The organism is Hydrogenophilus hirschii, assembly GCF_054656675.1.
On record NZ_BAAHXQ010000001.1, the window covers coordinates 688,663 to 700,938 of the forward strand.

The following is a 12,276-nucleotide window of genomic DNA, read 5'->3' on the forward strand; positions in this document are numbered from 1 at the left end:
TATGAGCAGGGTCTCTCTTTTGCTGCGTGCGCGATCGATCCAGCGTCATGCGCTTGTTGCGGGCGCGCTTGCGTGTTGGGCATTGCCCGGTTGGGCGCTGGAGCCGTTCGTCGTCCGCGATATCCGCGTCGAAGGGATTCAGCGTGTCGAGCCGGGTACCGTTTTCAGCTATTTGCCGGTCCGTATCGGTGATCGGATCACGCCCGAGTTGGCCGACGAAGCGGTGCGGCGCCTCTTCGAAACCGGTTTTTTCCGTAACGTCTCCGTCGAACGCGACGGCGACGTCCTGGTCGTCGTCGTCGATGAACGTCCCGCAATCGGTGAAATCCTTTTCAGCGGGATGAAAGAGTTCGAACCGGACCAGATCAAAAAAGCGCTGCGCGCCATTGGGATCGCTGAGGCACGTATCTACGATCCTGCGCTGGTACGGCAGGCGGAACAAGAGTTGAAACGCCAATATCTGGCGAAAGGGAAATACGCCGCGCAAGTGCGCGCGGAAGTGGTCCCGCTTCCCCGGAACCGCGTCGCGCTGCGTTTCGAGATCAACGAAGAGGAAGTCGCAAAGATTCGCGAAATCAAGATCGTGGGTGCGCGCGCCTTTGCCGAAGACGATCTCCTCGATCAGTTCCAACTGACGACACCCGGGTGGTTCACCTGGTACACCAAGGCGGATCAATATTCGCGCGAAAAGCTTTCGCAGGATCTCGAAAACCTGCGCGCGTTCTATATGAACCAAGGGTATCTCGATTTTCGTATCGAATCGGCGAACGTCGCGATCTCACCCGACAAGCGCGACATCTTCATCACGATCGCGATCCACGAAGGCAAACCCTACCGGGTGAGCGGCGTCAAGCTCACGGGTGAATTCCCTGTGCCGGCGGAGGAATTGGTCGAGCGGGTGCAGCTCAAACCGGGTGACACCTATTCGCGGGAAAAACTGGAGCAGTCGATTCAGGGAATCACCGAGCGTTTGGGTGAGGAGGGGTATGCGTTCGCCAACGTCACGCCGGTTCCGCAAATCGACCGAGAAAAACAGACCGTGGCCTTTGCCCTTGCCGTTGACCCCGGACGGCGAATGTACGTGCGCCGCATCGAAATCGCCGGCAACAGCAAAACGCGCGATGAGGTGATTCGGCGTGAACTCCGGCAATTGGAAGGGGAATGGTACAACGTCGCGAAACTGAAGAAGTCGAAAGAGCGGGTGGAGCGGTTGGGCTATTTCGACGAAGTGCGCGTCGACACCCAGCCTGCGCCGGAGGTGAGCGACCAGCTCGACGTCAAGGTTCAGGTGAAGGAGCGCCCAACGGGGAACTTGATGATCGGTGCCGGTTTTTCGAGTGCGGAAAAATTGGTTCTCTCAGGTTCGATCTCGCAAGAAAATTTCCTGGGCACAGGCAAATCGGTGTCGCTCGGTCTTGATACCAGTAAAGCAAGCCGCACCTTTTCGCTCTCTTTTACCGATCCCTACTATACGATCGATGGGGTATCCGTCGGCTACGACCTCTATCATCGCACGTACGATCCCTCGAACGTGAGTTCGCTTTACGTTTCGAGCTACAAGACCAAATCGCTCGGCGCGGGGATACGGGTTGGCTGGCCGATTGCCGAAGAGGATCGCATCAACTTCGGCCTTTCGGTCGACCGCACCGAGATCGTCACCTACGACACGAGTCCGCAACGCTACATCGATTTTTGTACCCCCGGCTTGAGCGAATACGATTGTGGGGGGATTTTGACCCTTGCCGCTACCGCAGGTTGGGCACGCGATACGCGCGATTCCCGGTTATTGCCGACCAAGGGGATCTACCAGCGGCTGGTGGGCGAAATTGACCTCCCGCCGGGTGACGTCAAATTGTGGCGGATCACCGCGCAACACCAACACTGGTTCCCGGTGACCCGTAAAACCGCACTGATGCTCAACGCTGAGTTCAGTTACCAGAAAGCGTACGGCGGTAAAGCGGTACCGTTTTACCGCAACTTCTACGCCGGTGGCATTACCACCGTGCGCGGTTTTGCTGCTTCGTCGCTCGGGTTGAAAGACGAATACGGGGACGCGTACGGCGGGACGCGTCGCCTCATCCTCAACGCCGAATACTTCTTCCCGATGCCCGGGAGCGGCAGCGACCAATCGTTCCGTTGGTCGGTCTTCGTCGATTCGGGGTATGTCTGGGGTGAAGAAGAGAAGATGCGTTTGCAGGATTTGCGCGTGAGCGCTGGGGTTGGATTGACCTGGGTGTCGCCGATCGGTCCGTTGCGGTTCGCAGTAGCGGTACCGGTGCGGAAAGACATCAACGGGGTGCCGGACAAAACCGAGCGCTTCCAGTTCCAGTTGGGTGCGGTATTCTAAGATCTGTAGATGTATCACAACCACGAAAAAGGAGCATCATGAAACGTCGTTGGCAGCAAGCCGTAATGGCGGTGGCATTTTCGCTCGCGAGCCTTTCGGTGATGGCGCAAGCCAAAATCGGCTTCGTCAATTCGGAACGCCTGATCAAAGAGGCGGCGCCTGCGGTAGCAGCACAGAAGCGGCTCGAAAAAGAGTTCGAACCGCGCGACCGCGAGCTGAAGCGGATGGCGCAAGAGTTGCAGCAGCTACAACAGGAGCTCGACACCAAAGGCGCGTCGATGAGTGAGAACGAACGGCAACGCAAAGAACGGGCGTTTGCCGAGCTCAGTCGGGAATTCCAGCGCAAACAGCGCGAATTCCGCGAGGATCTCAACCAGCGCCGCAACGAAGAGTTGGTGCAGGTGCTTGATCTCGCGAACCAAGCGATCAAGCGCGTTGCGGAAAAGAAAGATCTCGATATCGTTTTCCAAGACGCGGTTTATGCCAACCCGCGGATCGATATCACGGATGACGTGATCAAGGCGCTGGAAAACGTCCGCTGAGCGAGACGGATGGCATTGACCGCAGCGGATTTGGCGACACGGCTCGGTGCCGTTCTCAACGGGGACGGTGCCGTAGCGGTGGAGCGAATCGCACCCCCTGACCGCGCCGATGCGCGGTCGTTGGCATTCATCGCTAACCCCCGTTACCTGGCGCAAGCGGCGACCACGCACGCGGCGATTCTGATCCTGCCCGAAGGGGTCGAAGCGCATGTTTCGCCGAACGTGCAAGCGGTGCTCTACTGTAGCGACCCATATCTGGCGTATGCCCGCGTCGCGCAGTGGCTCTATCCGTCACCGGAATTTCCGCCTCGAATCCACCCGACCGCCGTGGTGGAAGGGAAAGTGGCCGCAAGCGCCCATATCGGCCCGCAGGTTTATGTGGCCGCGGGCGCGGTGGTCGAAGACGATGTCGTGCTGGAAGCGGGCGTCAAAGTGGGAGCAGAAGCGACGATCGGTGCCGGAAGCTGGTTGGGTGCAAACGTCGTCGTCGGTGCACGGTGTCGACTGGGCGCACGGTGCCGAGTGCACCCCGGCGCGGTGATCGGTGCGGATGGTTTCGGTTTTGCCTGGGACCGAACCCACGCGCGGTGGGAGAAGATCCCGCAAGTGGGCCGGGTGGTGATCGGTGATGACGTCGAAATCGGCGCGAATACGACGATCGACCGTGGCGCGCTGGAAGATACCGTGATCGAAAGCGGTGTGAAGATCGACAACCTGGTGCAGATCGCGCACAACTGTCGAATCGGGCGCGCCACCGCGATCGCCGGGTGTGCTGGGTTGGCGGGAAGTACCGTGGTTGGCGCGCGGTGTCGGATCGGTGGCCAAGCCGGATTGGCGGGGCATCTCTCGATCGGTGACGATGTGACGATCGGTGCGGCGACGCTGGTGACGAGTTCGCTTCCCGACGGTGGCTTTTACGCGGGGCATCTCCCGGCGTTGCCGTACCGGGAATGGCAGAAGAACGCCGCGTGGTGGAAACGGTTGGCGGAAATCGGCAAATGGTGGCAGCGGAACAAGGACAAGCGATGATCGATATTCAGGAGATTCTGACCTATCTTCCCCATCGATACCCCTTTTTGTTGGTCGATCGGGTGCTCGAGTTGGACAAAGGGAAACGGATCGTCGCGCTCAAAAACGTGACCGTGAACGAACCCTTTTTCCCGGGCCATTTCCCCAACCAGCCGATTCTACCCGGTGTCTTGATCCTCGAGGCGCTCGCGCAAGCTGCAGCCGTGCTCTCTTTTGTGACGATGGAGCGCAAACCGACGCCCGACTCCGTCGTCTATTATGCCGGTATCGACAACGCGCGCTTCAAGCGGCCGGTGGTGCCAGGCGACCAACTGTTGCTCGAAGTGGAAATCCTGCGAACGATGCGCCACATCTGGCGCTACGCCGCCCGCGCACGGGTTGGCGAGGCATTGGCCGCAGAAGCGGAGATCCTCTGTGCCCTCAAAGAAGGGAAATGAGGCGCGTTCCGTGGGCGTTTCGATTCATCCCACCGCGATCGTCGACCCGAAAGCCGAACTGGGGCGTGGCGTTACCGTCGGTCCCTATGCAGTGATCGGCCCCCATGTCGTGTTGGGGGAGGAGTGTCACGTCGGCGCGCACTGTGTAATCGACGGCCATACGACGGTCGGCGCGCGCAACCGTTTCTTTCCGTTCTGCGCGATCGGGCTCGAACCGCAGGACAAGAAGTACCGCGGTGAGCCTACCCGCGTGGAGATCGGCAACGACAATACCTTCCGGGAATACTGCACCGTCAATAGCGGGACGGTGCAAGACCGCGGCGTGACGACGATCGGCGATGACAACTGGATCATGGCGTACGTTCATATTGCGCACGATTGCGTCGTTGGCTCGCACACGATCTTTGCCAACAACGCGACGCTCGGTGGTCACGTTCAGGTGGGGGATTGGGCGATCCTCGGGGGGTTCACGGGGGTGCATCAGTTCGTGCGCGTCGGTGCCCACAGCTTCTGCGGCGTGGGGACGGTACTGACGCAAGACCTGCCTCCGTACGTCACGGTAGCCGGGAATCCAGCGGTACCGCACGGCATCAACAGCGAAGGTCTGAGGCGGCGCGGTTTTTCGCCCGAGGCGGTTCGGGCGATCAAGCGTGCGTACAAGACGCTCTACCGTCAGGGGTTGTCTCTGAACGAAGCGATCGCGCAGATAGCGGCAGCGAGCGCCGAGTTCCCGGAACTCGAACCACTCGTTGCATTTCTGCGCACACCGGGACGGGGTATCGTGCGCGGATGAGGGTTCCGTCGCCTCGCGTGGCGTTGGTTGCGGGCGAAGCGTCGGGTGATGCGATCGCGGCACCCGTGGTCCGTGCGTTGCGCGCCCAATTCCCCAAGGTTTCCCTGTTCGGCGTTGGTGGTGAGCAACTCGCGGATGCGGGTTGCTCCGTTCGCTGGTCGTATGAGCCGCTCGCGGTTCATGGTTTCGTCGATGCGATCCGACGGCTCCCTCAATTGTTTACATTTCGCAGAGAGCTCGCGCACGTCTTCGCAGCGGAAGCGACCCATTTTCTGGGGATTGACGCACCCGATTTCAATTTGGGGCTGGCTGAGCGGTTGCGCGCACAAGGGGTGCATACCGCGCAGCTCGTGAGCCCGTCTGTCTGGGCGTGGCGGCGCGGACGCATTCCGAAGATCGTCCGCGCGGTGGAGCTGCTCTTTTGCCTTTTTCCCTTCGAACCGCAGTGCTATGCCGGCACGGGGCTGCGCGCCGAATATGTCGGCCATCCGCTGGCCGATCTCATCCCTCTAGAGCCCGATCGGAGTGCCGCACGGCAACAGCTCGGGGTGGCCGAATCAGCGCCGCTTTTGGCGCTACTGCCCGGTAGCCGGGAAGGGGAATGGAGGCGTCTGGGGGCGATCTTCTTCGCGGCGGCGGAGCGGGTGGCGCTCGCGCTCCCAGGACTTCAGGTGGTAATACCCACCGCGAACGTACTCGGTGATCGGTACGCGGAAGCGCTGGCAGCGCGCTGGTCGGGGCGGGCACCGCTCAAGATCGTTCCGCGGCAAGCGCATGCGGCGCTTGCCGCGGCCGATGTCGTATTGGTCGCGAGCGGCACCGCGACGTTGGAAGCAGCGCTCTTCAAGCGACCGATGGTGATTGCGTACCGTGTTTCCCCATGGCAGTATCGCTGGATGAAGCGCATGGCCTATTTGCCGTGGATCGGCCTACCCAATATCTTGTGCAACGAAACCGTGGTGCCGGAATTGATCCAAGACGCAGCCACTCCAGAGCGGCTAGCGAACTCTGTGCTTGCCTGGTTCGACGAACCCGAGCGCCAAACCGAGCTGCGTGCGCGTTTCACGGCGCTTCATGCACAGCTGCGCCGCCAGATGGCCGAGCGAACCGCGGCGCTGCTTTCCGAGTGGATCGAGGAAGGAAGGCGTGGCGGCTTACGGAGTCACCGATGACGGAGGTTAGTGGAATGGGGTATTCCTGCAATCCGTGGCAGATCGGTGTCGATGAGGTGGGGCGTGGTCCTTGGGCCGGACCGGTTTGTGCCGCCGCGGTGGTTTTGGGTGAGCGGGGCAGCGCGATCGCTGGGCTGACCGATTCGAAGCGACTGACCGCTCGCCGTCGGGAAGCGTTGGCGGCAGCGATCGAGGCGGAGGCGCTAGCGGTCACGCGGGGCTGGGCAACCGTCGCCGAGATCGATACGTTGGGCATTTGGCCCGCGACGGCGTTGGCGATGACGCGTGCCGTTTCCGCGCTTTGGCACGCCCTCGACGCCTCCCCCGAACACAAGGCACAGGTTGCGCATTATCCGATCGCTGTCGATGGCAACCGCTTGCCGCAGTGGTCGTATCGTGCCGAGGCGGTGGTGCGCGGTGATGCGACGGTGGCAGCGATCGCTGCGGCGTCGATCGTTGCGAAAGTGGCGCGCGACCGACTGATGGGGGCACTCGACGTGCACTATCCGGGTTATGGTTTCGCGCAGCACAAAGGGTATGGAACGGCGCAGCACCGCGAGGCATTGCGCCGCTTGGGGGTGACGCCGGAGCATCGCCGGTCGTTCCAACCGGTAGCCGCGTTCCTGCAGGGCGAAGCGCCGTGAGAGACGACGCGGCGGTTCTGATCACGTCGCGGCATAACCCGCGTGTCAAGCGGTGGCGGGCCTGGCTCGAAAAAGGGAGCGTTCGCCGCATTGCCGATTGGGCGCTCTTGGAAGGCCCGCACCTCATCGAGGCTGCGCTCGCCGCAGGGTGGTGCATCCGCGAAGTGTGGTATGACGAGACGGGCGCATCCCGTCACGCGATTCTGCTTGATCGGCTTCGCGCGCAGCATGTCACGCTGGTGCGCGTCACTGCCGCGGTGCTTACCGCAGTGAGCGACACGACCACACCGCAGGGGCTCATTGCCGAGGTGGCGAAACCGCAGTGGGACGTGGTGCATTGGGGTGACGGGGATCTCGTTATTATCGACGGCGTGCAAGAACCGGGCAATGTCGGCGCATTGCTGCGCGTTGCGGCGGCCGCTGGGTGTGCGGCGGCGTGGCTCGCACCCGGTTCGGCGCACGCGTGGTCGCCGAAGGTGTTGCGCGCAGCGATGGGGGCGCACATGGTCCTGCCCATCTTCGAAGGGGAGATGCCCGACGCGGTCTGGCAGCCGTACGCGCGCGAACGCCGGCTCTTGGCAACCGTGTTGTCGTCGGAAAGCCGCTCGCTCTATTCGCTCGATCTCACCGCCCCCGCCGCGTGGGTGTTCGGCAACGAAGGGGCCGGGGTGCGCTCGATCTGGCACGAACGAAGGGCAACCCCGGTGATTTTGCCGCTGGCGCCAGGCATCGAGTCACTCAATGTGGCTACCGCTGCTGCCGTTTTCCTCTTCGAAGCACGGCGGCAACGCACCGCACGCCGCGATTCTGTGGATCGGTCCCATTCGCCCCGTTCTCGTGATCGCTGAATTGGAGGAGAAACCCCGATGTTGATCGTCATTTCCCCTGCGAAAGCGCTCGATTTCGAAACCCCGGCGCCGTTCCCCGCGCGGCAAGCGCCTGCGTTCGTCGATCGCGCCGCGATTCTGATCGAACGGTTACGGGCGCTCCCCCCGCAAGCGGTGGCGCAGTTGATGGATCTTTCCGATGCGCTCACCGCACTCAACGTAGCCCGGTACCGAGCCTGGCAGCCTGAGCATACGCCCGAAAACAGCGCGCCGGCGCTCTTTGCCTTCAACGGTGACGTCTATGAGGGGTTGTCTGCGCGAACCTTGCCACCGGATGCGATCGAGTGGCTCGAAAACCACCTGCGAATCCTCTCGGGGCTCTACGGGGTGTTGCGACCGCTCGACGCGATGCAGCCCTACCGTCTGGAGATGGGCAGCCGTCTGGAGAATCCGGAAGGGAAGGATCTCTACGCGTTTTGGCGTACGACGGTGACGGAAAACCTGAAGCGCACGCTCGCCGCAATGGCCGCTACCGGAGAACCAGCGGTGCTCGTCAATTTGGCGTCGCACGAGTATTTCAAAGCGGTCGACCCCAAAGCGTTGGGCTTTCCGGTGATCACGCCGCAATTCGAAGACGAAAAAGGTGGGCGCTACCGGGTGATCAGTTTCTATGCGAAACGGGCACGCGGTTTGATGGTGCGCCACTTGGCCGAATGTGCGCTCGCGCAGGGCCGTCTCGAACCGGAAGCGATCCTGAGTTTCGCCAAAGCGGGATACCATTACGTTCCAGAAATCTCTCGTCCGGATGCGCCGGTGTTTCGCCGTGAGGAAAAAGCAAGGAGCGTCGGCGATGCGTAAAAAACTGCCGATCGGTATCCAGAGCTTCACACAGATCCGCCGGGAGGGGTACTACTACGTCGACAAGACCCCTTTTTTGGCACGCATGGTCGAAAGCGGCGGCAAGTACTATTTTCTCTCCCGCCCGCGGCGTTTTGGCAAATCGTTGCTGCTCGACACGATCGCGTGCGCCTTTTCCGGGCAGCGCGAACTCTTCGCGGCGCACGATGGGGGGGATGGCAGCGCGCCGCGCGAAGCGCTCTACCTCGCAGACCATTGGGACTGGAACCAACGCTACCCGGTGGTCCGGCTCTCGTTCGTCGAGGGGCCTTTGAACGACGAAGCGGAGTTGGTCGAAGCGATCACACTGCAACTGAGCGAAAACGCGCGGCGGTTGCAGGTACCGTTCGAACCGACCCCACACCATTTCCGCAGCCAATTCGATCGGCTTCTCTGCCGCACCGCGGAGCACTACAACCAACCGGTGGTGGTGCTGGTCGATGAATACAACAAACCGATCCTCGACCACCTCACCAACCCCGAAGTGGCTTCGGTGATGCGTAACGCGCTGCGTAACCTCTATAGTGTCCTCAAAGCGCGCAGCGACTGTCTGCGCTTCGTCTTCCTCACCGGCGTCTCCAAATTCAGCCAAGTGTCGCTCTTTTCGGGGCTCAACAACCTGCACGATATTACGGTTTCCGAGGAATTCGGTTCCCTCTGTGGCTACACCGACGCCGATCTCGACACCGTTTTTGCGCCGGAGTTTGCTGCGGCGGCCGCTGACGGGAAGCCGCTCGATCGCGATCGGGTGCGCTTCTGGTACAACGGCTACGGGTGGGGTGGCGCGAATCGGGTCTATAACCCGTTCGACGTGCTGCTCTGTTTAGCAGAACGCGAATACCGCCCGTGGTGGTTCGAAACCGCAACGCCCACTTTTCTGGTGGAGCTTCTCAAAGCGCGCGGCTTTTTCACCCCGCAACTGGAGCGCACCTACGCCACCCATCAGCTCTTGGGCAGCTTCGACGTCGGGACGATGCCGAGCGAAACGCTCTTGTGGCAGACTGGGTACCTGACGATACGCAGCAAAGAGCAAGACCCGGCAGGCGAGACGACCTACTGGCTGGGGCTACCCAACCACGAAGTACGCAAAGCGCTCAACGAAGCGCTGGTCAATGCGCTGCTGCCTGAACCGCCCTATGCGCTTGCGCACGACGTGGCGCGGGCGCTCTTCGAAGGGGACAGTGACACGCTCCAAGCACACATGAGCCACCTCTTTGCCAGTATTCCCAGCCACTGGTACGACAAAGCCGGGAACTACGAAGGGTATTACGCAAGCGTTTTCTACAGCTTCCTGGCAAGCACCGGCGTGGCGCTCACCGCGGAAGCGGTGAAAGCGAAAACGCGGATCGACCTGGTGGTTCAAGCGGGTGCGACTGTCTGGGTGATCGAGTTCAAGGTCATCGAGGGCGAAGAGGCTACTGGCGCGGCGCTTGCGCAGCTACATGCGCGCGACTACGCCGCCGCGTATCGCCACGCGCCGGGTGTGACGCGGGTGATCGAACTCGGGGTAGAGTTCAGCAAAACCACGCGGCGGATCGTGGGGTGGGAGGCCCGTTAGCGACAAAGCCACAGCGGGAGCGCGAGCCCGGCGGTCATCGAGACCAGGTTGAGTGCGGGCAGGAGCAGTGCTTTCGGCCGGTAACCGAGGCGAAGTCCCGCTTCCTGGAGCATCAAAAGGTCGTTCGCGCCGTCCCCTGCGGCAAGGATAGTGTCCGAGGTGCAGCCGAGCTTCGCCTGTGCGGCTTGGAGTGCCGATCGTTTCGCGGCAGCGTCGATGATTGGGCCGCGCAACCGTCCGGTGAGGCGTCCTTCAGGATCCACCTCCAGTTGGTTCGCTACATGGGCGTCGAAACCGAGCTCCGCTGCGATCGGCGCAGTGAAGTGGGTGAAGCCACCGGAGACCAGAAGGCAATAGACGCCCTGGGCTTTGAGCGCCGCGATGAGTTCCCGTGCCCCAGGTGTGTAGCGAACAGACTGGTGAAAAATGGGCGTGAGCGCTGCTTCGGGTAAGCCTCGTAAAAGAGCAACCCGAGCCGTGAGCGCTTCGCGAAAGTCGAGCTTCCCCTCCATCGCCGCTTCGGTGATTCGCGCCACTTCGGCTTTTTTGCCCACCGCTTCGGCGATTTCGTCGATGCACTCGACGGTGATGAGTGTCGAATCCATATCGGTGACGAAAAGGCGCAGCGCAGCAAAGTTCCACGAGGGAGACCACCAGCCCCAATCGCAGCGCGCTGCCGCGAGTTCATGGTCGAGCGCATGGGTTCGTGGAAGCGGCGCCGTGACTTCCAGTACGGCAGCGGGTTGCGGCAGCGGGGCAGCCGTGTGCGCGGTCGGTGTGCGATCCAGCGTTTGGTTCCCGAGATCGGGCGTAACGGGCAACCGGCGGTAGGGGAAACCTCGGGCGGTGAGCCACGCGGTTGCCGCGGGGGTTTCGAGGAGTCGCAGCCGTTGCGTCACGATACCGATCCGTTCCGTTTCCGTTCCGGCAGGACGTGCTGCAAGACCTCGTGTGCCGAGCGGATCATCGTCTCGGTGGTTGCCCAGTCGACGCACGGGTCGGTGATCGAGCAGCCGTATTTCAGCGCTTCGCGCGGGCGCAGCGGTTGGTTGCCGGCCTCCAGGAAGCTTTCCACCATGAAACCGACGATCGAACCGTTCCCTTCCCGGATCTGATGGACGATATCTTTGAGCACGAGCGGTTGATACTCGGGCTTTTTCCACGAGTTGGCATGCGAACAGTCGATCACGATGTTCGCCGGAAGCCTCGCTTTGGTGAGCGCTTGTTCGGCAAGGGAGACCGAGACCGAATCGTAGTTGGGGCGTCCGCCGCCACCGCGCAGCACGAGGTGGCCGTAGCGGTTGCCTTTGGTGCGGACGATCGCGGTGCGGCCGCTTTCGTCGATGCCCAAAAAGGCGTGGCGGTGCGAGGCGGAGAGGATCGCGTTGATCGCAACCTCGAGGCTACCGTCGGTGCTGTTTTTGAAGCCCACGGGGGTGGAGAGGCCAGAAGCCATTTCGCGGTGGGTTTGCGATTCGACCGTACGGGCGCCGATCGCCGTCCAACTGACCAGGTCACCATAGTACTGCGGTCCGATCGGGTCGAGCGCTTCGGTGGCGGCAGGAAGCCCCAGTTCGTTCACCGCCAAGAGGAACGCGCGCGCGCGCTTCATCCCGACGTCGATGCGAAACGAATCGTCTAGGAAAGGATCGTTGATGAACCCTTTCCAGCCGACGCTGGTGCGGGGTTTTTCGAAATAGACCCGCATCACCAGCACGATCGTCTCCGCGACTTCGTCGGCCAGCGCTTTGAGTTTGCGTGCGTAATCGAGACCGGCTTCCGGGTCGTGAATCGAACAGGGGCCAACGACCGCGAAAAGGCGACGGTCGGTTCCGTCGAGGATCGCGGTAAGCGTTTGTCGCGCGGTGGCAACGGTGGTTGCGGCGCGTTCCGTGAGCGGCAATGCGGTTTTGATCTCCGCAGGCGTCGGCATCGGCTCGAACGCCTCGATGTTAGTGTTTTCCAATAGGAATTGGATCATGGTCGCTCCCTGGTGAATGGTTGTTGGCGTGGCACGGCAAAAGGGCAAT

The 12,276-nt window shown here is 61.8% G+C and carries 12 protein-coding genes; 10 read left to right on the plus strand and 2 right to left on the minus strand.

Annotated elements, in window-relative coordinates; all coding sequences use genetic code 11:
• The first annotated feature begins 1 nt into the window (after position 1).
• Genes bamA through ACYQ4Z_RS03495 form a run of 10 tightly spaced genes read left to right on the plus strand, consistent with a single transcriptional unit; the run spans position 2 to position 10,246 of the window.
• A complete protein-coding gene (bamA, locus tag ACYQ4Z_RS03450; RefSeq protein ID WP_459860046.1) occupies positions 2-2,347 on the plus strand; it encodes an outer membrane protein assembly factor BamA in 2,346 nt (781 codons plus the stop codon).
• Positions 2,348-2,385: 38 nt separating this feature from the next.
• Entirely contained in the window at positions 2,386-2,889 is a 504-nt protein-coding gene (locus ACYQ4Z_RS03455; RefSeq protein WP_197713784.1) for an OmpH/Skp family outer membrane protein, read from the plus strand.
• Between the two features lie 9 nt (positions 2,890-2,898).
• Positions 2,899-3,918, plus strand: coding sequence for a UDP-3-O-(3-hydroxymyristoyl)glucosamine N-acyltransferase (lpxD, locus tag ACYQ4Z_RS03460; RefSeq protein ID WP_119334903.1), 1,020 nt, complete (start codon positions 2,899-2,901; stop codon positions 3,916-3,918).
• On the plus strand, positions 3,918-4,355 hold the full coding sequence (fabZ, locus tag ACYQ4Z_RS03465) for a 3-hydroxyacyl-ACP dehydratase FabZ (protein WP_119336076.1): 438 nt from the start codon (positions 3,918-3,920) through the stop codon (positions 4,353-4,355). The genes lpxD and fabZ overlap by 1 nt, the downstream gene beginning before the upstream one ends.
• Positions 4,356-4,365: 10 nt before the next feature.
• Positions 4,366-5,148: an acyl-ACP--UDP-N-acetylglucosamine O-acyltransferase gene (gene lpxA, locus ACYQ4Z_RS03470; protein WP_119334904.1), complete on the plus strand. Its 783-nt coding sequence runs from the start codon at positions 4,366-4,368 to the stop codon at positions 5,146-5,148.
• Entirely contained in the window at positions 5,145-6,320 is a 1,176-nt protein-coding gene (gene lpxB / locus ACYQ4Z_RS03475) for a lipid-A-disaccharide synthase (protein WP_459860047.1), read from the plus strand. Before lpxA ends, lpxB begins: the two co-directional genes overlap by 4 nt.
• On the plus strand, positions 6,317-6,964 hold the full coding sequence (locus tag ACYQ4Z_RS03480; RefSeq protein WP_459860048.1) for a ribonuclease HII: 648 nt from the start codon (positions 6,317-6,319) through the stop codon (positions 6,962-6,964). Before lpxB ends, ACYQ4Z_RS03480 begins: the two co-directional genes overlap by 4 nt.
• Complete coding sequence (locus ACYQ4Z_RS03485; RefSeq protein ID WP_459860049.1) at positions 6,961-7,812, plus strand: TrmH family RNA methyltransferase; 852 nt, start codon at positions 6,961-6,963, stop codon at positions 7,810-7,812. Before ACYQ4Z_RS03480 ends, ACYQ4Z_RS03485 begins: the two co-directional genes overlap by 4 nt.
• A gap of 18 nt (positions 7,813-7,830) precedes the next feature.
• Complete coding sequence (gene yaaA, locus ACYQ4Z_RS03490; RefSeq protein ID WP_219972463.1) at positions 7,831-8,649, plus strand: peroxide stress protein YaaA; 819 nt, start codon at positions 7,831-7,833, stop codon at positions 8,647-8,649.
• Complete coding sequence (locus ACYQ4Z_RS03495; RefSeq protein WP_219972462.1) at positions 8,642-10,246, plus strand: ATP-binding protein; 1,605 nt, start codon at positions 8,642-8,644, stop codon at positions 10,244-10,246. The genes yaaA and ACYQ4Z_RS03495 overlap by 8 nt, the downstream gene beginning before the upstream one ends.
• Here the strand turns inward: ACYQ4Z_RS03495 and serB are convergent.
• Together serB and ACYQ4Z_RS03505 are read right to left on the minus strand one after the other, a co-directional pair.
• Positions 10,243-11,145 carry a phosphoserine phosphatase SerB gene (gene serB, locus ACYQ4Z_RS03500; protein ID WP_459860051.1) on the minus strand — a complete coding sequence of 301 codons (903 nt, stop codon included), beginning with the start codon at positions 11,143-11,145 and terminating at the stop codon, positions 10,243-10,245. The two genes, ACYQ4Z_RS03495 and serB, sit on opposite strands and share 4 nt — an antisense overlap.
• Positions 11,142-12,227, minus strand: a complete 1,086-nt coding sequence (locus tag ACYQ4Z_RS03505; RefSeq protein WP_119334909.1) for a 3-deoxy-7-phosphoheptulonate synthase — start codon at positions 12,225-12,227, stop codon at positions 11,142-11,144. Before ACYQ4Z_RS03505 ends, serB begins: the two co-directional genes overlap by 4 nt.
• Between the last annotated feature and the right edge of the window lie 49 nt (positions 12,228-12,276).

Coding starts and splice junctions, on each gene's coding strand:
- bamA (WP_459860046.1), top strand. CDS start 2: ATGAGCAGGGTCTCTCTTTTGCTGCGTGCGCGATCGATCCAGCGTCAT.
- ACYQ4Z_RS03455 (WP_197713784.1), top strand. CDS start 2,386: ATGAAACGTCGTTGGCAGCAAGCCGTAATGGCGGTGGCATTTTCGCTC.
- lpxD (WP_119334903.1), top strand. CDS start 2,899: ATGGCATTGACCGCAGCGGATTTGGCGACACGGCTCGGTGCCGTTCTC.
- lpxB (WP_459860047.1), top strand. CDS start 5,145: ATGAGGGTTCCGTCGCCTCGCGTGGCGTTGGTTGCGGGCGAAGCGTCG.
- ACYQ4Z_RS03480 (WP_459860048.1), top strand. CDS start 6,317: ATGACGGAGGTTAGTGGAATGGGGTATTCCTGCAATCCGTGGCAGATC.
- yaaA (WP_219972463.1), top strand. CDS start 7,831: ATGTTGATCGTCATTTCCCCTGCGAAAGCGCTCGATTTCGAAACCCCG.
- ACYQ4Z_RS03495 (WP_219972462.1), top strand. CDS start 8,642: ATGCGTAAAAAACTGCCGATCGGTATCCAGAGCTTCACACAGATCCGC.
- ACYQ4Z_RS03505 (WP_119334909.1), bottom strand. CDS start 12,227: ATGATCCAATTCCTATTGGAAAACACTAACATCGAGGCGTTCGAGCCG.